The organism is Streptomyces sp. NPDC006997, assembly GCF_040635175.1.
Lineage (GTDB): Bacteria > Actinomycetota > Actinomycetes > Streptomycetales > Streptomycetaceae > Streptomyces.
The window spans coordinates 207,762-228,237 of sequence record NZ_JBEYHH010000006.1; the positions used below are offsets into that span (position 1 = coordinate 207,762).

At 71.9% G+C, this 20,476-nt stretch carries 21 protein-coding genes; 6 read left to right on the forward strand and 15 right to left on the reverse strand.

What is annotated here, in order from left to right; translation table 11 throughout:
- Window positions 1-110: 110 nt before the first annotated feature.
- Window positions 111-653 (forward strand): PPA1309 family protein, encoded by a 543-nt coding sequence (locus ABZ659_RS08440; protein WP_360214893.1) that lies wholly within the window; start codon window positions 111-113, stop codon window positions 651-653.
- A gap of 131 nt (window positions 654-784) precedes the next feature.
- On the opposite strand, the gene ABZ659_RS08445 is transcribed toward ABZ659_RS08440, so the two are convergent.
- From ABZ659_RS08445 to ABZ659_RS08460, 4 genes are all read right to left on the reverse strand, one after another.
- Window positions 785-1,882 (reverse strand): PDZ domain-containing protein, encoded by a 1,098-nt coding sequence (locus ABZ659_RS08445; protein ID WP_360214896.1) that lies wholly within the window; start codon window positions 1,880-1,882, stop codon window positions 785-787.
- A 97-nt stretch (window positions 1,883-1,979) separates the two neighbouring features.
- Window positions 1,980-2,126, reverse strand: coding sequence for a hypothetical protein (locus ABZ659_RS08450; protein WP_360215102.1), 147 nt, complete (start codon window positions 2,124-2,126; stop codon window positions 1,980-1,982).
- Window positions 2,127-2,246: 120 nt separating this feature from the next.
- Window positions 2,247-2,708 (reverse strand): molybdenum cofactor biosynthesis protein MoaE, encoded by a 462-nt coding sequence (locus ABZ659_RS08455; protein ID WP_360214899.1) that lies wholly within the window; start codon window positions 2,706-2,708, stop codon window positions 2,247-2,249.
- A gap of 81 nt (window positions 2,709-2,789) precedes the next feature.
- A complete protein-coding gene (locus ABZ659_RS08460) occupies window positions 2,790-3,902 on the reverse strand; it encodes an SDR family oxidoreductase (protein ID WP_360214902.1) in 1,113 nt (370 codons plus the stop codon).
- A 193-nt stretch (window positions 3,903-4,095) separates the two neighbouring features.
- Between ABZ659_RS08460 and ABZ659_RS08465 the strand changes: the two genes are divergently transcribed.
- Together ABZ659_RS08465 and ABZ659_RS08470 are read left to right on the forward strand one after the other, a co-directional pair.
- Window positions 4,096-5,580, forward strand: a complete 1,485-nt coding sequence (locus ABZ659_RS08465) for a zinc-dependent metalloprotease (RefSeq protein WP_360214905.1) — start codon at window positions 4,096-4,098, stop codon at window positions 5,578-5,580.
- Window positions 5,577-6,098, forward strand: a complete 522-nt coding sequence (locus tag ABZ659_RS08470) for an NUDIX hydrolase (RefSeq protein ID WP_360214908.1) — start codon at window positions 5,577-5,579, stop codon at window positions 6,096-6,098. The genes ABZ659_RS08465 and ABZ659_RS08470 overlap by 4 nt, the downstream gene beginning before the upstream one ends.
- 52 nt (window positions 6,099-6,150) lie before the next feature.
- Here ABZ659_RS08470 and ABZ659_RS08475 read toward each other — a convergent pair whose 3' ends face one another.
- The 4 genes from ABZ659_RS08475 to ABZ659_RS08490 form a co-directional block, all read right to left on the reverse strand.
- Window positions 6,151-6,906, reverse strand: coding sequence for an AIM24 family protein (locus ABZ659_RS08475; protein ID WP_360214910.1), 756 nt, complete (start codon window positions 6,904-6,906; stop codon window positions 6,151-6,153).
- 16 nt (window positions 6,907-6,922) lie between these two features.
- Window positions 6,923-7,603 carry an AIM24 family protein gene (locus ABZ659_RS08480; RefSeq protein ID WP_360214913.1) on the reverse strand — a complete coding sequence of 227 codons (681 nt, stop codon included), beginning with the start codon at window positions 7,601-7,603 and terminating at the stop codon, window positions 6,923-6,925.
- A 12-nt stretch (window positions 7,604-7,615) separates the two neighbouring features.
- On the reverse strand, window positions 7,616-9,376 hold the full coding sequence (locus ABZ659_RS08485) for a TerD family protein (RefSeq protein ID WP_360214916.1): 1,761 nt from the start codon (window positions 9,374-9,376) through the stop codon (window positions 7,616-7,618).
- A 255-nt stretch (window positions 9,377-9,631) separates the two neighbouring features.
- The gene (locus tag ABZ659_RS08490; RefSeq protein WP_360214919.1) at window positions 9,632-10,222 is read right to left on the reverse strand and encodes a M48 family metallopeptidase; all 591 of its coding nucleotides are present in this window, start codon (window positions 10,220-10,222) and stop codon (window positions 9,632-9,634) included.
- A 251-nt stretch (window positions 10,223-10,473) separates the two neighbouring features.
- On the opposite strand from ABZ659_RS08490, the gene ABZ659_RS08495 reads away from it, so the two are divergent.
- Both ABZ659_RS08495 and ABZ659_RS08500 read left to right on the forward strand, forming a co-directional pair.
- Complete coding sequence (locus ABZ659_RS08495; RefSeq protein WP_360214922.1) at window positions 10,474-11,709, forward strand: TOMM precursor leader peptide-binding protein; 1,236 nt, start codon at window positions 10,474-10,476, stop codon at window positions 11,707-11,709.
- Window positions 11,702-13,099, forward strand: a complete 1,398-nt coding sequence (locus ABZ659_RS08500; protein ID WP_360214925.1) for an AarF/ABC1/UbiB kinase family protein — start codon at window positions 11,702-11,704, stop codon at window positions 13,097-13,099. Before ABZ659_RS08495 ends, ABZ659_RS08500 begins: the two co-directional genes overlap by 8 nt.
- A 171-nt stretch (window positions 13,100-13,270) precedes the next feature.
- Here the strand turns inward: ABZ659_RS08500 and ABZ659_RS08505 are convergent, their stop codons facing one another.
- From ABZ659_RS08505 to ABZ659_RS08520, 4 genes are all read right to left on the reverse strand, one after another.
- Window positions 13,271-13,594 carry a hypothetical protein gene (locus ABZ659_RS08505; RefSeq protein WP_360214928.1) on the reverse strand — a complete coding sequence of 108 codons (324 nt, stop codon included), beginning with the start codon at window positions 13,592-13,594 and terminating at the stop codon, window positions 13,271-13,273.
- Window positions 13,591-13,959, reverse strand: a complete 369-nt coding sequence (locus ABZ659_RS08510) for a WhiB family transcriptional regulator (RefSeq protein ID WP_019754617.1) — start codon at window positions 13,957-13,959, stop codon at window positions 13,591-13,593. The genes ABZ659_RS08505 and ABZ659_RS08510 overlap by 4 nt, the downstream gene beginning before the upstream one ends.
- 174 nt (window positions 13,960-14,133) lie before the next feature.
- Complete coding sequence (locus ABZ659_RS08515; protein ID WP_360214931.1) at window positions 14,134-14,457, reverse strand: hypothetical protein; 324 nt, start codon at window positions 14,455-14,457, stop codon at window positions 14,134-14,136.
- A 162-nt stretch (window positions 14,458-14,619) separates the two neighbouring features.
- Window positions 14,620-16,818 (reverse strand): ATP-dependent DNA helicase UvrD2, encoded by a 2,199-nt coding sequence (locus tag ABZ659_RS08520; RefSeq protein ID WP_360214934.1) that lies wholly within the window; start codon window positions 16,816-16,818, stop codon window positions 14,620-14,622.
- A 192-nt stretch (window positions 16,819-17,010) separates the two neighbouring features.
- Between ABZ659_RS08520 and ABZ659_RS08525 the strand changes: the two genes are divergently transcribed.
- Window positions 17,011-17,268, forward strand: coding sequence for a mycoredoxin (locus ABZ659_RS08525; protein ID WP_360214937.1), 258 nt, complete (start codon window positions 17,011-17,013; stop codon window positions 17,266-17,268).
- A gap of 69 nt (window positions 17,269-17,337) precedes the next feature.
- Here ABZ659_RS08525 and ABZ659_RS08530 read toward each other — a convergent pair whose 3' ends face one another.
- From ABZ659_RS08530 to ABZ659_RS08540, 3 genes are all read right to left on the reverse strand, one after another.
- A complete protein-coding gene (locus ABZ659_RS08530; protein ID WP_351238269.1) occupies window positions 17,338-17,508 on the reverse strand; it encodes a hypothetical protein in 171 nt (56 codons plus the stop codon).
- Between the two features lie 427 nt (window positions 17,509-17,935).
- Window positions 17,936-18,880, reverse strand: coding sequence for an NAD(+) diphosphatase (gene nudC / locus ABZ659_RS08535; protein ID WP_360214940.1), 945 nt, complete (start codon window positions 18,878-18,880; stop codon window positions 17,936-17,938).
- Between the two features lie 180 nt (window positions 18,881-19,060).
- Complete coding sequence (locus ABZ659_RS08540; protein WP_360214943.1) at window positions 19,061-20,473, reverse strand: dipeptidase; 1,413 nt, start codon at window positions 20,471-20,473, stop codon at window positions 19,061-19,063.
- Between the last annotated feature and the right edge of the window lie 3 nt (window positions 20,474-20,476).

Sequence of the window (20,476 nt, forward strand, 5' to 3'; positions counted from 1 at the left end):
GTGTCCGCGGGCCCCCGTCGGGCCCCGTGATCGTAGGGCCTCACCTATGCAACTTACCTACGCTTTACTCAGTTCCCGATTCGGGGGTTGAACGAGGCAGGATTGTGACCATGTCCAACACTCCCATGGCGGCGAGCCCGCTCACCCGGGCCGTACTCGAGATCGACGAGTACGCCTCCGGCCTCGGCTGGGACCAGCCCGCCCGCCTCTTCGCCCTCGTAGACACCGCTCGGCTGCGGACCCAGGAACCGTCCCTCGCGGCGCAGCTCGGTCTGGATGAGGAGCGGGAGACCACCGGCCTCACCCCGATCGAGCAGGACGAGGTTCCAACGGACCGGGCGCTTGACGAGTTCCTCGCCACGATCGCCTGGCCGGACGCGGTGGCCGGGTGCGCCCTGACGGTGGAGCGGCTGATGCTCCCGCCGTCCGCGGAGGCCCAGGTCCCGCAGGATCTCGGCGAGGCCCAGCTGGCGAAGTGGGTGGCCGAGCACCCGGAGCGCCAGGAGGTCCGCATGACGGTCGCGGTGCTGCGCGACGGGGCCCGCGAGTCGGCGCTGCGGCTGCGGGAGAAGGACTCCGCGACCGAGGTCCTCACGGGCTCCGACCTGGTACCGGGCCTGGCGGAGGCCCTGGCGGCGACGTTCGAGGACTGACGGCCGGGGCTGCTCCGCGACGGGTCGCGGAGCAGCCCTTCAGCTCTCAGCCCTCAGCCCTCAGACCTCAGCCCTTGGTGCCTTCCGGGACTGGTGCCGCGCGGGCCAGCTCTTGGCGTCGCACTCGCGGGTCAGCTCTCGGCGTCGCACTTCGGGAGGTCGGCGGTGTTGTCCGCGCGGATGTCCTTCAGCGCCCCCAGGGCGTCGTCGATGGTGTTCACCTTGACGAGGGTGAGGCCGTCCGGGGTGTCCTCGGCCGCGGACGCGCAGTTGTCGGCGGGCGTCAGGAAGAACTCGGCGCCCTTGTTCCGCGCGCCGACCGTCTTCATCTCGATGCCGCCGATCGGGCCGACGTCGCCGTCGTCGCCGATGGTGCCGGTGCCCGCGACGAAGTGGCCGCCGGTGAGGCTGCCGGGGGTGAGCTTGTCGTAGATGCCGAGCGCGAACATCAGACCGGCGCTCGGGCCGCCGACGTCGGCGAGCTTGATGTCGATGGGGAACGGGAACGTGTGGTCCGTCCCGGCGGAGATGCCGACGATGGCGCGCTTCTCACCGGTGTCGTCGGACGTCGCCGTGGTGATCCTCACGTCCTTGGTGACGGTGGCCGAACGGTTCTCCTTCTCGGCGGCGGCCTGCTCCTTCGCGGGCACGATGGTGAAGACGACGTCCTCGCCGGGCTTGTGCTTGGTCACGAGTTCGGCGACGTCGGCCGGTTCCTTCACCGTCGTCCCGTCGACGGACCTGATGACGTCCCCCGCGTGCAGGGCGCCCTCGGCCGGGGAGTCCTTGACGACGGTGGAGACGACGACCCAGGACCTGACCGAGATGCCGAGTTCCTTCAGGGCGGCGACCTTCGCGCTCTCCTGGGACTGGCTGAACTCCTCGGCGTTCTCCTGGGTCGACTCCTCCTCGGTCTTGCCGTCCGGGTAGAGCGTGTCGTGGGGCACGACCTTGTTGTCGTGTGCCAGCCAGCCGTAGACCGCCTCGACGAGGTTCATCTTGTAGTCGGCGCTGGTGACGCGGACCGTGGTCATGTTCAGGTGACCCGTCGTCGGGTACGTCTTGTGGCCCTCGATCTGGAGGACCGGCTCACCGTCGTGCTCGGCGAGGGTGTTCACCGTCGGCCCCGGGGACATCTCCGCGTACGGCACGGGGATGAGCACTCCCGCGCACAGGAGCGCGATCAGCATCAGGGTGGAGGCGAGCATCGTCGCCGTGCGGCGTGGCATGACTCGACAGTACGGGACGGGTCTGTCAGCGCACCGTCAGGGCCGTCCGTACGGGGACGGCCCCTGTGACCTCGGGGGACGGCGGTCGCCGGGACGGTCAGCCGCCCGAGTGGGACTTCTCCATCGCGGCGCGGAAGCGGGCGTACCCGTCGAGTTCGGGGCCGTCGCTACGGGCCTTGCGGGTCCGGTTGGCCCAGCTTCCCCACAGGCCGCCGCCGACCGCGGCCCCAAGCGGAATCAGCAACCAGGCGAGCGCCCCCATGCCGACCTCCCACGCACACGCGTCCGCAACTGACTGATCAGCAGATTAAACCTCCGCACGGACAACGCTCGCGTCAGGGGCGCGGTTACGCAACCGGAATCTTCAGCAGGCGCCGACCCATTCCTCCGTACCATCGGAGAACTTCTGGTGCTTCCAGATCGGCACCTCGTGCTTGAGGTCGTCGATCAGCTTCCGGCAGGCTTCGAACGCCTCCCCCCGGTGCGGGCAGGACACGGCGACGACGACCGCGAGGTCCCCCACTCCGAGGTCACCGATCCGGTGGACGGCGGCGAGCGCGCGCACCGGGTACTCGGCGGCCACCTTCTCGGCGATCCGCCGCATCTCGGCCTCGGCGGTGGGGTGACAGGAGTACCCGAGCGCGTCGACGTCCGCCCCGCTGTCGTGGTTCCGCACGGTCCCCACGAAGAGCGCCGTCCCCCCGGACGCGTCGTCCCCCACCGCGCGGAAGACCTCGTCCAGGGAGAGGGGCGTCTCCCGGATCCCGATCAGCTTGACGGGATCCTGGGCGCCCTGCTCACCAGGGTGGTCCTTCATCTCTGCCATGCCTCCATCGTGCCTTACGCCCGGACGGCCGACCCGGCCCGTCCGGCGTTTCCGGACGCGGCCCGTGCGGGCCGGGGAGCCTCAGATCCGCCGCCGCGCCTTCCGGGCCCGCCGCACCACCGCCGCCGCGCCCAGCAGCGCCACCGTGGCCCCGGCCGCCCCCGCCGCCGTCGCGTCCTTGCGGCCCAGCCTGCGCCCGGCGACGGTGTGCCGCCCGGCCACCTCCTCCAGCAGTTCGGCCAGCACCTCCTCGTTGGTCCACTGGGCGCGCCACCCGGCGTCGTGCAACCGGCTCCCGCTGACCACCCACGGGTACATCGTGTACGCCAGGTCCCCGGCCGGGGACGGCGTGAGCCCGATCCGGTGCAGCCGCGCCGCCGCCCCCAGCGCCACCGCGCTCGGCAGCTCCATACGCCGGATGCCGCTCAGCTCCTCGACCTCCTCCTGCTCCAGCCACCCGTCGCAGCCCACGGCCAGCTCACCGTCGACCTTCTCCAGGACGGCGTACTCCAGGGCGCTGCACAGGTCCTCGACGTGGCAGAACTGCCAGGCGGGCCGCGACCCGGCCACCACGAGCAGCCGTGGCGACTCGAAGTACCTGGTCAGCGCGGTGTCGGTGCCGCCGACGAGAACGGCGGGGCGTACGACGGTGACGTTGAGCCCGGGGTGCGCCCTGGGCGCCCGGCGCGCGAGCCGTTCGATCTCCAGCAGGTCGCCGACCCCGGTGGCCTCCGCGGTGGCCCGCAGCTCCGCGTCCTCGGACAGCGGCAGCTCGTTGTCCGGCAGCGCGCCGTAGACCATCGCCGAGGTGCACAGCACCACCCGGTGGACACCGGCCGCCGCGGCCGCGGTCAGCACGGTCTGCGTCCCCCGGACGTTGTACGCCGTTCGGGCGGCGGCGTCGCCCTCCAGGTCGAGGTCGACGGCCAGGTGCACGACGACGTCCGCGCCGCGCAGCTTCTCCGCGATCGCCGGGTCCCGCACGTCGAGGATGTGCCACTGGGCCGCCGCGCACTCGCCGCGCCGCTCGTCGACGGCGATGACCTGCTTGATCTCCTCCGACGCGGCGAGCCGTTCGGTGAGCAGGGCACCGATGCCGGTCGCGGCGCCGGTGACCGCGACGACGGGCCCGCGCGGGGCGGACGGGGTTGAGTGGTTTCGCGCTGCGCGAACCTGCGGATCTGGGGAACTCACCAGGCGTCTCCAGCGGTTGTTATCACATACGGGCGCGAGTGACGCGTACGTACCAGGTGGCATCCATCCTGCCGCAGGCCATGCGTCGGCGAAGCACCGAGGCCCGAACCGCCCGTGGTGTCTACGCTGGAGGGTGTTGTCGGGCAGCCGCGCCGCCGGAAAGAACCGGTGGCCTTACCAGCCGAGGAATCCCGTGAGTGACACCCCATTCGGATTCGGCCTTCCGCCGGAGGAGCCGGACGACGGCGACGAGGGCAAGAAGAAGGACCAGCAGAGCGGTGGTGGGCAGGGACCGGCCAACCCGTTCGGTTTCGGAGGTCTGCCCGGCGCCGGAGGCTTTGGCGGCCCCGGGGCGGACAATCCGCTCGCTGCCATGTTCGGTTCCCTGAACCCCACCGACCTGGGCGCCGCGTTCCAGCAGCTGGGCCAGATGCTCTCCTACGAGGGCGGCCCGGTGAACTGGGACATGGCCAAGCAGATCGCCCGCCAGACGGTCAGCCAGGGCGCCCCGGACGGCACCAAGGACTCGAGCGTCGGCCCCGCCGAGCGCACCGCCGTCCAGGAGGCCGTCCGCCTGGCCGACCTGTGGCTGGACGACGTGACGTCCCTGCCGTCCGGCGCCGCCTCCGCGGTCGCCTGGAGCCGCGCGGAGTGGGTCGAGGCGACCCTGCCCGCCTGGAAGGAACTGGTCGACCCGGTCGCCGAGCGGGTCGGCGGCGCCATGGGCGACGTCCTGCCGGAGGAGATGCAGGCCATGGCGGGCCCGCTGATCGGCATGATGCGCTCCATGGGCGGGGCGATGTTCGGTACGCAGATCGGCCAGGCCGTGGGCGTGCTCGCGGGAGAGGTCGTCGGCTCCACCGACATCGGCCTGCCGCTCGCCCCGGCGGGCAAGGCCGCGCTGCTGCCGGTGAACATCGACGCCTTCGGCAAGGACCTGGGCGTCCCCAAGGAGGAGGTGCGGCTGTACCTCGCCTTGCGCGAGGCCGCCCACCAGCGCCTCTTCGCGCACGTGCCGTGGCTGCGCTCGCACCTGTTCGGCGCGGTCGACGGCTACGCGCGCGGGATCAAGGTCGACACCGCCAAGCTGGAGGACGTGGTCGGCCAGTTCGACCCGCAGAACCCCGAGCAGTTGCAGGACGCCCTCCAGCAGGGCATGTTCCAGCCGGAGGACACACCCGAGCAGAAGGCCGCCCTGGCCCGTCTGGAGACCGCTCTGGCGCTCGTCGAGGGCTGGGTGGACGCGGTGGTCCACGCCGCCGCCAAGCCGCGACTGGGCTCCGCTGACGCCCTTCGGGAGACGCTGCGCCGCCGCCGCGCCTCGGGCGGGCCCGCGGAGCAGACGTTCGCCACCCTGATCGGCCTGGAGCTGCGCCCGCGCCGACTGCGGGACGCCTCCCGCCTGTGGGCGTCCCTCACGGACGCGCGCGGTGTCGACGGCCGGGACGCCCTGTGGGCCCACCCGGACATGCTGCCGAACGCCTCCGACCTGGACGACCCGGACGGCTTCGTGCACCGGGAGCACGCCGACTTCTCCGAGCTGGACAAGATGCTCGGCGAGGCGGCGGGCGGCCCCACCGGGAAGCCGGACCTGGGCAAGGAGCCCGGGAACGCCCCCGGGAACGACCCCGCGAAGGATCCCAGGAAGGACTCCACGAAGGACGACGACAGCGAGTGAGCCTGTACGACGACGCGGTCCTCGTACTCAAGGGGTACGAGGACCAGCCGGAGCTGCGTCAGAGCTACCTGGACCACCTGGCGGCCCACCAGGACGGCGTGTGGAAGTCCTGCGCCGACGGCCACGTCACGGCCAGCGCCCTGGTCGTCGACCCGGGGCGCGGCCGGGTGCTGCTGACCCTGCACCGCAAGCTGCGCCTGTGGCTCCAGATGGGCGGCCACTGTGAGCCCACGGACGCCACCCTCGCGGACGCGGCGCTGCGCGAGGCCAGCGAGGAGTCCGGGATCGCCGGGCTGACCCTGCTGCCGGGCGGCCCGGTGCGGCTGGACCGGCATCCCATCCCGCCGCCGTGCCACTGCCACTACGACGTGCAGTACGCGGCGCTCGCCCCTCCCGGCGCCCTGGAGGCGATCAGCGACGAGTCGCTGGACCTGCGCTGGTTCGCCTACGACGAGGTCGCGGACGTGGCGGACGACTCGGTCGTACGACTGCTGGAAGCGACCCGCGCGCGGCTGTGAACGGGTAAGGGGTGACCGCCATGGACGGTCACCCCTTACCGCCGGCGTCGGCTCAGCTCCAGACGTTGCCCTGGTTCTGCCCTCGCGCCCCCTGCTGGCCCATGCCGTACTGCGCGGCGAGGCCGGAGCCGATCTGGGCGTTCTGCGGCGGCAGCAGCTCGCTGGGCTGGACCAGCGCGTAGCCGCTGCCCATGAAGCTCAGCTCCCAGCCCTCACCGGTGTTGCCGCGCCGCCGCCACACCCCCGAGGAGTGCGTCTGGGCCTGCATCTGCACCCGCAGCCCGGTGGACCAGGCGACGATCGCGTCCGCGTCGCAGTTGACGTACTTGTCCGGGGTGACCTGGAGCAGCAGCGGCGCGCCCGAGGTCATCAGCGCGACCTTGCCGCTGCCGGTGATGTTGAGCTGGTACTTCCCCGAGCCGGAGATGCCGTAGAGGCTGTCGACGGCGATGACCTCGTGGTGCAGCGAGGAGTCCATCGCGAGGACGTAGCTGCTGTCGACGGTGAGCCCCTCGTGGTCCACGTCCATGAGGTGGACGTGCTGCTTGAGGTTGGCCAGGTAGACCGTGCCCTGCCCGTGGCAGCGCATCAGGTCCAGGCCCTCACCGGTGCGCGCACGCGCGCGTGCGGCGCTGTTGCCCTGGTGCTCGGCGTCGAACTCGACCATGCCCTGGTAGGCGACCATGGTGCCCTTGCGGGCGAGGATGTCGTCGTGACCGGCCAGGCTGACCCGGAGCATCTGCTTGTTCTGGAGCGCCCAGCGCTCCTGGGTCTGCTGGTCGTTGTAGGCGAAAAGCGGACTCTGCATGGTGTGGTGCTCCCCCTCAGCCCCGGAACCGGAGGCGGTCGGTGCTGTCCTCGCTGGGCTGGACGACGACGATGCCCTGGCCGGAGAAGGCCATCTGGTAGGCCTCGCCGCTGCCCCGGCCGATCAGCGACTGCGCCTTGAAGCTGCGCTTGCCCTTCACCTTGAGGTTCGGGGACCAGGCGACGAGCGCGTCCGGGTCGACGTAGGTCTCGTCCTCGCCGCCGCCGCAGTCGACGACGATGGGCTTGCCCCGGGAGGTCAGCGCGACCCAGCCCTGCCCGGAGATCCTGGTGTTCCACAGGCCCTGCCCGGCGAACTTCGCCAGGCCCTTGACCCGCTCCACGCCCCAGGTCAGATGGGCGTCGAAGGCGAGCAGGTTGGTGGCGTTGACGGAGATCCCGTCGCCGTTGAGGTTGATCACGACGACGTTGGCGCCGTAGTCGGCGAGATAGAGCAGTCCGTCGCCGGAGCACTTCATCAGCGGCGCGCCCTCGCCGGTCATCCAGTCCTTGGCGATCTGGCGGACGGCGGGCGGGGTGGGCTCGTACTGGACGAACCCCTCGTAGGCGACCATCGAGCCCACGCGCGCGAGGAGGTCGTTCCCGGTCTGCATGGCGACCTTCAGCATGTGGTTGCCGTGGTTCTCCATGCGGGCGGTGACGGGTGCGGGGGCGTAACCCGCGAGTGGCTGGTTCATGACGGGCTCCCCTTAGACCTCGTAGGGCTGGACGACGACGAAGTTGCCGGGCGCGGCCCGGAACTGGAGGTTCACACTCTCGCCGGTGTCGCCCGCGTAGCTGTTGCGGCGCATCCGGACCTGGCTGGAGACGATCACCTGGGCGGCGGACGACCAGGCGACGACGGCGTTGCTGTCGGCGAACGTCGTCGGCGTCACCGGCAGCACCACGGGCGTGCCGTGCGTCTTGACGACGATGGTGCCGGTGCCCTGGAACAGCATGGTGAACAGCGCGCCGCCGGGGATGCCGTGGCCCTCGATACGGCGGACCTCGTAGGTGAGGCTCTCGTCGAAGGCGAGGACGTTCTCAGCGGCGACGCAGATGCCGTCGCCCTGGAGTTCGATGGGGTGCAGCATCGTGGAGTCCTCGGCGAGGAACACCTGGCCCTGGCCGGTGCAGCGCATCAGCTGCATCTCCTGGCCGGTCGCGTTGCCCACGACGCGCCCGGCGAACCCGGCGCCCTTGTAGCTGAAGTCGACCTTGCCCTGGTAGAGCACCATGCTGCCCTGCCGCGCGAGCACCGGCTGGCCGCCGATGCCGAGGTCCACGCGGACCATCTTCTTGTTCTGCTGCGTCCAGCGCTGCCCGGTGGGCGTCTCCTTGAACTGCTGGAGCGCGCCGGCGACGCCGGGCGTCTGGGGCGTGCCCTGGGGGACGCCCTGCGGTGCGCCCATGGGCGCGGGCTGGGGTGCTCCGTAGGGAGCCTGCTGGCCGTAGCCGGGCGGCGGCGGGGCGGTCGGCAGACCCGGCTGGCCTGGCTGGCCCGGCTGGCCCGGCTGGCCCGGCTGGCCCGGCTGGCCGTAGCCCGGGGGTGGCGCGGGGGCCTGCGGCGCGGTCGGCTGCGGGTAGCCGAGGGGCGGGGCGGCCGGGGCCTGGCCGTAGGGGGCCTGCGGGGGCTGGCCGTACGACGGCGGGGCCGGGGGCGGCACCGTGCCGCCGGGCGGGGTCATCGGCGCGACCACGGTGGGCGCAGCGTGCATCTGGGGCGCGGGCGCCGGGGGCGGGGTCGCTCCCTGCGGGGGCGCGAAGCCCTGCGGCACGGGCGCGGGTGGCGCCGGAGCGGGTGCCGCGGGCGGGGCGGGAGCCGGGGTCGGCGCGGGCGCGGCCGACGGGGCGCCGAAGGCGGGCGGGGCGGAGGCCTGGGCGGGCAGCGCGAAGCCGGGCGCGGCACCGGCCTGCGGCTGCTGCGCGGCGGGCGGCTCCTCCTCGGCGACCTCGCCGCCGAAGTTCTTCAGCAGCGCGTCGAGACCGCCGTCGAAGCCCTGCCCGACGGCCGCGAAGCGCCATACGTCCTTCAGGTAGAAGTCGCCCAGCATCACGGCCCGCTCGGTGGTGAACTCCGAACCGTTGAACGCGTACCGGGCCACCTCCTCGCCGCCCGCGACGATGCGGAGGTATCCGGGGCCGACCTGCGACATCTGTCCCGCGCCGTCGATCGTGGCGGTGAACGACAGCTTCTGGATCTGCGCGGGGATCCGGTCGAGCGTGACCCGGAAGGACTCCGTGTCGCCCGCCTGGGCGCCGAGCAGCTGGATGGCCTCCTCGGGGGACTTCGGCTGGTTGAAGAAGACGAAGTACCGGTCGTCCGAGAGCCGCTCGTCGGAGTCGAGTCCGAAGCAGCTGATGTCGAAGCTCAGTCCGGGGCCGGAGATCTGCACGCCTACGTACAGATCCGTGCCCGCGGTGAGGTCACTGATCCTGGCCTTGTGGCCGCGTTGGAATTCCCTGGCCATGCGTTACGACCGTCCCCCATCCCGAATGTGAGTGCGTCGCGTCAGGCTAACGGCAAACGCTGACAGCGGCGGATCTCGGTACAGAGCCGGTACATAACCGGCGCGGCGGGGTGGTGGCGGGCGGCGCTCCCGCGCGGGCGCCCGGTTCCGCGTGAGGGCCCGGTTCCGCGTGAGGGCCCGGTTCCGCGTGAGGGCCCGGTTCCGCGTGAGGGCCCGGTTCCGCGTGAGGGCCCGGTTCCGCGTGGGGGCGCCGGATCAGCGCGCGCCGGGCGGATGGGGCAGCCGCTCGGCGGCGACCACCCCTTCAAGGTAGCCGCGGGCCCGTTCGGTGCGCGGGTAGGTGTCCAGCAGCCGCCAGAAGCGGGGCCCGTGCCCGGGGACCAGCAGGTGCCCCAGCTCGTGCAGGAGGACGTAGTCGACGACGTACTCGGGCATCCCCTGGAGCCGGTGCGACAGGCGGATGCTGCCCTCGGCCGGGGTGCAGGAGCCCCAGCGGGTGTTCTGGTTGGTGACCCAGCGCACCGACGAGGGCCGGGCCCGGCCGTCGAAGTACTGTGCCGACAGCCGCTCGGCGCGCTCGGCCAGCTCGGTGTCGCCCAGTACCCGTCTGCTCTCCTGGGCGGCCAGCTTGTCGAGCATGACGTTCACCCAGCGTTGCTCCTCCGCCTCGGACATCCGGGCGGGGATGAGCACGACGGTGCGGTCGCCCTCGCGGTACGCGGAGACCGTCCGGCGTCGACGCGCACTCCTGCGCACCTCGATCGCGCTCGTCCCCGAGCCGCTGGGCGGCTGGCTCGTCGTGCTGCGCTGTGGCGTTCCGGCACGGTGCAGTGGGTCGGCGGACACGCCCCGACGTTACCCGCTGCACACGGGGGAAGTCCCGCCTCCGGGACGGTTCCGTTCCGATCCCCCGCCCGACCGTTTGATTTGTCCTTTGATTCGTACGGCACTCCGACCCACCCGACACACCGATTCATACGATGAATTCCCCCGCCTGTGGACAACTTCCCGCAGCCCTCCCCTCGCCCCCGCCATGCTGGCCTCCGCGACGACCACACTCGCGGACCGGGATGACGCGGAATTACGGGGGATCTGGGATGCATCCGATGGTGAAGCCCGCGCTGCGGCGCGGCTGGCGCGACCTCAACACCGTCCAGTTCGGTATGACACCGGCGCACGCGCTGACGCTGGGGCCGGTGGACCTCGCGACGGGCACTTTCCTGGACCTGCTCAACGGCACCCGCGGCCTCGCCCTGCTACGGGACGAGGGGCGCCGCATGGATCTGCCGGACGGACATGTGGACGCCCTGGTGGACCGGCTGGCGCGGGCCGGTCTGCTGGACGACGCCCGGGGCGGCGGCCCGGCCGCCGACGCCCTGCGCGCGAAGCAGGAGGTCCTCGACCGGCTCCGCCCCGACCTCGCCTCCCTCTCCCTGACCAGGTCGGAGCCGGGTGACGCGGTCCGGCGGCTCGCTGCCCGCCGCGCCCTGCGGGTGCAGGTGCGCGGCGCGGGCCGGGTCGGCAGCGTGCTGGCGTCGTTGCTGTCGGCGGCGGGCGTGGGCGAGGTCGAGGTGCGCGACGGCGGCTGTGTGGAGCCGTGGGACGTCGCGCCGGGCGGCCACCCCGCCGAGGCCGTCGGCGAGCGCCGCGAGGAGTCAGCCCGCCGTGCCGTGCGCCGGGCGGCACCGGACCGACCGCCCCGCCGCGGCCCCCAGTCACCACCGCGGGACGACTCGGGCCACGGTCTGGTGATCCTCGCCCCACGGGACGACATCGCCGTGTACGCCCCCTCGCCGACCACCGCCGAACCGCTCCTCGCCTCCGGCACCCCGCATCTGTACGCGGGCGTGGTCGAGGGCACCGGCATGGTCGGCCCGCTCGTCCTGCCCGGTGAGACGGCGTGCGCCCGCTGCTTGCACGAGGGCCGCACCGACCGTGACCCGGCCTGGCCGCGCCTGGTCGCCCAGTGGAACTCGGGCAGGCAGCCCCAGGTCCGGCCGTGCGATGTGACACTCGCCACCACCGTCGCCGGGCTGGCCGCCGCCCACGCGCTCGCCTTCCTCGACGGCCAGGTGCCCGCGAGCGCGGGCGCCCGCTGGGAGGTCTCCCTGCCGGGACTCCAGTGGCACGCCCGGCCCGTTCGGGCCCACCCGGCATGTCCGTGCGCGGCGGCGGAGAGAGTCAGGGAAGACGCCGGAAAACAACCGGAAGAGGAGCAGCCCTCCAAGGACGGGGAGTCGCACGAGACAATGGTGGAGCAACGGTCGTCAACGGAGGTATGCCGTAGGTCAGCCGCGGCGCGGCCGGCTGGCACTTGGAGGGCGCATGTCTGATCTTCCCCGCAAGGCGGTCACCCGTACCGCCAAGCTGGCCGCGCTCCCGCTCGGCTTCGCCGGGCGGGCGACCTGGGGGCTGGGCAAGAGAATCGTCGGCGAGTCCGCGGAACTCGTCGGACGCGAGCTGCAACAGCGCACCGCCGAGCAGCTGTTCAAGGTGCTCGGCGAGCTGAAGGGCGGTGCGATGAAGTTCGGGCAGGCGCTGTCCGTCTTCGAGTCGGCGCTGCCCGAGGAGGTCGCCGGTCCCTACCGGGCGGCCCTGACGAAGCTCCAGGAAGCCGCTCCCCCGATGCCGACGCGCACCGTGCACTCCGTGCTCGCGGAGCGGCTCGGTGAGGACTGGCGCGAGCTGTTCGAGGAGTTCGAGGACAAGCCCTCGGCGGCGGCCTCGATCGGCCAGGTGCACCGCGGGGTGTGGCACGACGGACGTGAGGTCGCGGTCAAGGTCCAGTACCCGGGCGCCGGTGAGGCGCTGCTGTCGGACCTGAACCAGCTCAGCCGCTTCGCCCGCCTGCTGGGACCGCTGGTCCCCGGTATCGACATCAAGCCGTTGATCACCGAACTCAAGGACCGGGTCTCCGAGGAGCTGGACTACAGCCTGGAGGCCCAGGCGCAGGCGGTGCACGCGGAGGAGTTCGCCGGTGACCCGGACGTCGTGGTGCCCGCCGTGGTCCACCAGTGCGAGCAGGTCCTGGTCACCGAGTGGATCGAGGGCATACCGATGTCGGAGATCATCTCGGACGGCACCCAGGAACAGCGGGACCGCGCGGGCCAGCTGCTGGCCCGGTTCCTCTTCTCCGGCCCGGCCCGCACCGGCCTGCTGCACGCCGACCCGCACCCGGGGAACTTCCGGCTGCTGCCCGGCGGCCCGGACGACGAGGACGACTGGCGGCTGGGCGTCCTGGACTTCGGCACGGTCGACCGTCTCCCCGCGGGCCTGCCGACCCCGATCGGCGACTCCCTGCGGATGACGCTGGACGGTGACGCGGAGGCCGTCTACGACCTGCTGCGCGCCGAGGGGTTCGTCAAGGAGTCGATAGAGCTGGACCCCGACGCGGTCCTCGACTACCTCCTGCCGATCATCGAACCGGCACGAGCCGACGAGTTCACCTTCACCCGGAACTGGATGCGCAGCCAGGCGGCGCGCATCGCCGACCCCCGCTCCCCCGCCCACCAGCTGGGCAAGCAGCTCAACCTCCCCCCGGCCTACCTCCTGATCCACCGGGTCACCCTCAGCACCATCGGCGTCCTGTGCCAGCTCGGGGCGACGGTGCGGCTGCGGGAGGAGTTGGAGGAGTGGCTGCCGGGCTTCCTGCCGCCGGCGGAGGAGCTGGATCTCGGCGAAGACGAGATGGACGGCCCGGAGGAGTCGGTGGCCGGAGCCTAGGGGGTGCGCGAAAGTCCCGTCGTCCGCCCGCAGGGCGGGCCAGACGTCGCTCGGCGGGCGGGACTTTCGCCACACGACCTAGGCGTGCAAGAGGGGCCGGGCCCGTCACAACGCGGAGAGGGCCGGCCCGTTGGACGGACCGGCCCCGGTGGGAAGCTCCCCGGCTGCTGGCTACTGCATGACCGCGATGGCCAGCGCACGGCGAGCGCGGCGCGAGGCGCGCTCGGCGCGGCGTTGCATCCGGCGGGCGGTCACCAGGCTCATGGCCTGGCGCTCCCGCTGCGCCTCGTGCAGCCGGTCGTGCATATGCGCACGAGCCAGGGCTTCTGGGATGAGTTGCATCTCACGGGTCCTGTTCTGACGCGAGTCGTTCGCGCCGGTGGTGGTGACGTCTGGGGTCGCGGAGCCGGTGGGCTCATGAGTGGACGGCTTCATCGGGGCCTGCTTCTGGGGGTCGTGCGTGAGGGGGCGGTCGATCGTTCCTGCGGTGTTCATGCGGTGACCGGGTTCTTGCGCGGGCGGCCACGTGGCCGCTTCCGGGCGACGACGACACCTTGGACGAACAGCTCGCCACCCCAGACGCCCCAGGGCTCACGCCGCTCCTTGGCACCGGCGAGGCACGCCTCCATCAGCGGGCAGGTGCGGCAGAGGGACTTGGCGTACTCGACATCCGCCGGCGACTCCGCGAAGAAGACCTCCGGGTCGTAGGAACGGCAGGGGACGGGCACGCCGAGGTTCTCGATGGCGTCGTCAAGCGCGGTGAGCGCGGTGAGCGGGGTCAAGGTGGAGTCCTCCGTGAGGCCGGGCTTGGGGATCGTGTCGGAAGGCGGTACGGACGGGGCGTGCGCTTCGAGTTGCACGGATCGTCTTCCTCGTCTGGTCGTGCCGGTCGGGTTGACCGGTTGGCGGCTGGTACCGGGTTCTTTTCTTGTCCCGAGGCCCCTTCGCTCCGTCGTCCCCGTTCGGGGACAAACAGAAGGGCCGCGGATCCCGGGTGGGGTTCCGCGGCCCTGAAGGCGCCGGCCTGATCGAGATCAGGCTGGATCACTCCAGGGTTCTGGCCCACGGAAGGCCCACATCAGGTGGTGCTGCGTCGTCTGCTTCCGGCTGGCGGCACCGGTCGCCGTAAAGGCATAGGCCTGCGCCTGTGCCACTACTGCCGCTTCCAGTGCCTTGGTCGGTCGCTCATTGCGCTCTCGGACGGGAAGACCCGCAGGAGACACGGAGGACGCCGGACGGACGGCACGAATGCCGGACAGACCGGTGCCCGGGATCGAGGCGCCGAGGGTGCACAGGGAGACGGTCGGGCGATCGGTCATTTTGGCCGCGCTGCAGAAGCTGGTGTTGATGCTGATCACTGGACTCGCCTCCTCTCGGCGTCTCATGGACTGGGGGAACCAGTCCGTCGGGTATACAAGTACAACACGGAATCAGGGCCTCAGGAAGGCCGCTGTCCCCGTGGCTTAGAACCTATGGGGATTCCTGGGGCGGGCGCAAACTATTTTTTCGACGAGTTCGCATCAGTCCGTTTCGTCCCCCTCGTCGGGGTCCTGGCCTGCGCAGATGGCCAGGACTTCGACGCCGTAGCGGTTGAGCTTGCGGACGCCGACGCCCGGGATGCGGGCCAGTTCACCCTCGTCGTCCGGCGCGGCCTCGGCGATCGCCATCAGTGTCTTGTCGGTGAAGACGCAGAACGCGGGCTGGCCGCTGCGTCGCGCCTGGACCGCGCGCCAGTCGCGCAGGCGTTCGTAGAGGCCCTCATCCATGTCGGACGGGCAGTCCTCGCAGCGCATCAGCTTCATCTCACCGGCGTCGGTGAGAGTGCGCCCGCAGACCCGGCAGCGGGCGGGAGCGCGCTGGGTGCGCCGGGGGGTCCCGGTGCCGGTGCGGCCGGGGACGCCACGCTCGATGCCGCCCGGGGCCCCGGCGCCGGTGCGGCCCCCGCCGTTCCCGGAGCCTGGCCGCAGCCCGTTCAGGAAGCGGCTGGGGCGGCGGTTCGGGCGGCCTCCGGGTGAGCGGGACAGGGACCAGGAGACCTGGAGGTGGGAGCGGGCGCGGGTGACGCCGACGTAGAGGAGACGGCGCTCCTCCTCTATCTGCTCGTCGGTCCGGGCGTAGCTGATGGGCATCATGCCCTCGGCGACACCGACCAGGAAGACGGCGTCCCACTCCAGGCCCTTGGCCGAGTGCAGGGAGGCCAGGGTGACGCCCTGCACGGTCGGGGCGTGCTGGGCGCCCGCCCGCTCGTCGAGTTCGGCGACGAGGTCGCCGAGGGTGGCGCCGGGGTGGGCGGCGGCGAAGTCATGGGCGAGGTTGACCAGCGCGGCGAGGGACTCCCAGCGCTCCCTGACAGCCCCCGAGCCCGCGGGCGGCTGGGAGGTCCAGCCCTCCCCGGAGAGCACGGCGCGGACCTGGGAGGGCAGGTCCACCGCTTCGTCGAGGAGGGTGTCGTTGCCGCCGAAGCGGGCCGCGCCGCGCAGGGCGATGCCCGCCTTGCGCACCTCGGGCCGGTCGAAGAACCGCTCGGCGCCGCGCAACTGGTAGGGGATCCCGGCGTCGGCGAGGGCCTGTTCATAGGTCTCGGACTGGGCGTTCGTGCGGTACAGGACGGCGATCTCGCTGGCGGGGACGCCGGAGTCGAGGAGGGCGCGGATGCGGCGCGCGGCGCCCTCGGCCTCGGCGGGCTCGTCGGGGTACTCGGTGTAGCCGGGTTCGGGGCCGGGGCCGCGCTGGGAGACGAGTTCCAGCCGGTGGTCGGCGGCGCGTCCGCGGGCCTGGGAGAGCAGTCCGTTGGCGAGGTGGACGACCTGCGGGGTGGAGCGGTAGTCGCGGACCAGCTTGACGACGGTGGCCTTGGGGTGCCGGACACGGAAGTCGAGCAGGTGGTCGGGCGTTGCGCCGGTGAACGAGTAGATGGTCTGGCTGGCGTCGCCGACGACGCACAGGTTGTCGCGGTCGCCGAGCCAGAGGTCGAGCAGGCGCTGCTGGAGGGGGCTGACGTCCTGGTACTCGTCGACGACGAAGTGCTGGTACTGGGCGCGGACCTGGTCGGCGATGTCGTGGCGGTCCTGGAGGACCGCGACGGTCAGCAGCAGCACGTCCTCGAAGTCGATGACCGCGCGGTCGCGCTTGAGGTCCTCGTAGGCGGCGTAGAGCTGGGCGATCTCCGCCGGGGAGCGGGGGGCTTCCCGGCCCGCCTTCGCGGCTGCGAGCGCGTAGTCGGCGGGGACGGTCTGGGTGACCTTGGACCATTCGATCTCCGCGGTGACGTCTCGCAGCTCCCCCCGGTCAAGGCGGATACGGCACGCGGCGGCGGCGTCGGCGACGAGCTGGACCTTGCGGTCGACGAGCCGGGGCATCGAGCCGCCGATGGCTTTCGGCCAGAAGTACTGGAGCTGGCGCAGGGCGGCGGAGTGGAAGGTGCGGGCCTGCACCCCGCCCGCGCCGAGCAGGCGGAGTCGGCCGCGCATCTCGCCCGCGGCGCGGTTGGTGAAGGTGACGGCGAGCACGCTGGAGGTCGGCAGGATCCCGGCGCGCACGCCGTAGGCGATGCGGTGGGTGATGGCGCGGGTCTTGCCGGTTCCGGCGCCGGCCAGGACGCACACCGGGCCGTGCAGCGCGGTGGCGACCTCGCGCTGCTCGGGGTCGAGCCCTTCGAGCACCGCGTCGGCCGAGTCCGGTACCCGCGGGAAGAGGGTGGAGTGCGTTGCTGCTGTCACACCGCCATGCTGCCAGGTCGCGTGGGGCTGCTGAGCCGGTTGTCCACAGGCACCCCCTCGCAGTCGTACTAATGCAGGCGTCACAGGCGGCGTCAGCCCGGATACCCCCGGCGGGAATGGCGGGCCGGGTCGGATACGTTCACCCACTGCGACGCGCGCACCTACCCGAGCCCCCTGAGGAGAGCGAAAGACATGCTGGGTTCTGTGACGATGTACAGCACCACGTGGTGTGGCTACTGCCGCCGGCTGAAGAGCCAGCTGGACCGCGAGGGCATCGCGTACACCGAGATCAACATCGAGCAGGACCCGGAGTCCGCGAAGTTCGTGGAGAAGGCGAACGACGGCAACCAGACGGTGCCGACGGTTCAGGTGGTTCCCTCCTCCGGCGGCCCCGAGGTCGTCATGACGAACCCGAGCCTCGCCCAGGTGAAGCAGGCGCTCGGCGTCTGACCTCGTCATCTCGCACAGCGGCCCTCGCCTCCGCCTTGAGCGCGGGGGTCGCTTCGTTCGCCGGGCCTTCTACCGCCGCTTCCAGAAGCTCATCAGTTCGGCCAAGGCTCGGATGATCTCCGGCCGGTGCCCTGGCTCGGCATCCCTCAGCGCAATGACCAGAGCCGACAACATCATGACGGCCAAGAGCGCCACGAAGGCCAGCAGTACATACGGCCCTGAAATGGCCAGCTCCTGCATGACGGCCCACACAGCGCCCCCTGATCGACGGGTCTGACCGCCGTCTTCGAGAAAGGTGAGCTGACTGCCTCAACCTCAACGACGACAGCCGGAAATCTGTCTGTGCTCGCAGCCACCCGCGAGCTGCGCCCCACGTGCCAGTGGGGTGTTCGTTGAGGTCGTGTAGGACCGCACACCGCTGTGGAAGCTGTCGGGAGACCCGGAGTGCAAGAACGGCACGTGCCCGACGCTGTGAGGTACGGACGATGGCAAGGACTACGTGGTGCAGGGCTACGTGATCACCGGCCCGGAGCGGCTGGCACAGCTCGATCTCCCCATGGGAGATGACGGCCGTCATGGTCGGTCCGCTCCGGCAGGCGACGAGCCACAGGCGATGTGAGGGGTGGGTTTCCTGACCTGGTCGGGAAACCCACCCCTCACTCATGCGTCAGAGGAGACCGCGCGTCGGCAGCGGCTTGCCGTACCACAGCTCGATGAGGCGGGCGGCGATGGAGATGCCGTACGGCGGGAGCACCTCGCCGCTGTCGAAGGCGGCGCCCAGTTCGTCGCGGGAGAACCAGCGGGCCTCGTGGATCTCGTCGCCGTCGACGTCGACGTCCGTGGAGGTGGCGCGGGCCATGAAGCCCAGCATGAGGCTGGACGGGAAGGGCCAGGGCTGGCTGGCGACGTACTCGACCTGGCCGACGGTGATACCGGCCTCCTCGAACACCTCGCGGCGCACGGACTGCTCGATCGACTCGCCGGGCTCGACGAAACCGGCCAGCGTGGAGAAGCGGCCCTCGGGCCAGTGCACCTGGCGGCCGAGCAGGATGCGGTCGTCCTCGTCGGTGACGGCCATGATCACGGCCGGGTCGGTGCGTGGGTAGTGCTCCCCGCCGCAGGCGGGGCAGCGGCGGATGTGGCCCGCCGCCGCGATGACCGTGCGCTCGCCGCAGCGGGAGCAGAAGCGGTGGGTGCGCTGCCAGTTCTCCAGCCCGACGGCGTGCACCATCAGGCCCGCGTCGCGCGGGGACAGCAGCAGCCCGGCCTCGCGCAGGCCCGCGGGGCGGGCGGACTGGTCCATGCGGCCGGGCAGCGCGTCCTTCTGGAGGGCGAAGTAGCTGACGCCGTCCTCGTCGATGCCGAGGAAGTAGCGGTGGGCCTCGGTGAGGGGGGCCTCGAAGGAGGGGGTCATGACGAGTTCGGTGCGCCCGTCGGACGTCTCGTCGATGAGGACCTGGCCGCCGGAGACCACGAAGCAGCGGGTGGTGGGGTGGCTCCACGCCGCCGCGAGCCAAGCCTCGTCGAGCCGGTGGTGCGCGGCGCGGTCGATGCCGCTCGGGACGGTGAGCGAGATGGGTCGGTCGGCGGTGTGGTCGGTCCAGGTGGTCACGGGTGCTTCCATCTCCCCCGGGGAACGGTGGTTTCGGCGGCGGTTCAGCTGGTCGTACGGCGGGTGGTGACCGGGTGCGGGACTCGGTGGTACGGGACGGGGTGGTGCGGGTCCTGGTGGTTCGGGGCGGTGCTTCCAGTGTGCCCCGTTCGGGGGAGCGCTCCGGACGGGCCGGGGCGCTCAGGGCGCATGGCGCCAGTTCTCGGCCAGGTCGCCCCACAGGTGGGCGGTGGTCTCGACGCCTTTGAGGAGGAGGTCGAGTTCCACTTTCTCGTTCGGGGCGTGCCAGCCGTCGGAGGGGACGGAGATTCCCAGGAAGAGGACGGGCACGCAGAGGATGTCCTGGAGGTCGGCGGCGGGTCCGGAGCCGCCCTCGCGGGTGAAGCGGACGGGTGCGTCGAAGGCGCGGCCCATGGCGCGGACCAGTGACGTCAGGGCCGGGTGGTCCAGCGGGGTCAGACAGGGGCGGGTGGCGGGGGCGAAGGCGATCTCGCAGCGGACGCCGTCGGGCACCTGGTCCGCGGCCCAGGCGCGGACGACCTTCTCGATGTGGTCGGGGTCCTGGCCCATGACCAGGCGGAAGGACAGTTTCACCATGGCGCTGGCCGGGATGATCGTCTTGCTGCCGGGGCCCTGGTAGCCCCCGCCGATGCCGTTGACCTCGGCGGTGGGACGGGCCCAGACGCGCTCCAGGGTGGTGTGCCCGGCCTCGCCATGGGTGGCGTGGGAGTGGGCGGTGCGCAGCCACTGCCGCTCGTCGAACGGCAGCTCGGCGAGGAGTTCGCGCTCGCGGTCGGTGAGCTCCACGACGCCGTCGTAGAAACCGGGGACGGTCACGCGCGCGTGCTCGTCGTGCAGGGCGGCGACGAGGCGGGCGGCGGCGGTCGCCGGGTTGGGCACGGCACCGCCGAAGGAGCCGGAGTGGATGTCCTGGTCGGGGCCGTGGAACCGGATCTCGCACTCGGCGAGGCCGCGCATCCCGGTACAGACCGTGGGGGTGTCCTCGGACCACATGCCGGTGTCGGAGACGATCACGGCGTCCGCGGCGAGCCGGTCCGCGTGCTCCTCGACGAGGGCCCGGAAGTGCGGGGAGCCGGACTCCTCCTCGCCCTCGATCAGCAGCTTCAGATGCACGGCCGGGGTGTCGCGGCCGGTGGCGGCGAGGTGGGCGCGGACGCCGAGTGTGTGGAAGAACACCTGCCCCTTGTCGTCGGCCGCCCCGCGCGCGTAGAGGCGGTTCCCCCGGATGACGGGGTCGAAGGGGTCGCTGTCCCAGCCGTCCTCGCGGGCGGCGGGCTGAACGTCGTGGTGGCCGTAGACCAGGACGGTGGGTGCCTCCGGGTCGGCGGAGGGCCACTCCGCGTAGACGGCCGGTGCCCCGGGCGTCGGCCACACCTCGGCGGTGGGGAAGCCGGTCTCCCTGAGTCTGGCGGCGAGCCAGTCCGCGCTGCGGTCCACGTCCCGCGCGTGGTCGGGCTGGGCCGACACGGAGGGGATGCGCAGCCACTCGGCGAGGTCGTCGAGGAAGGCGGCGCGGTGCTGCGCGATGTACGTGCGGACGGCGCTGACGGCACTGTCAACGGGGTGGCTCATGGT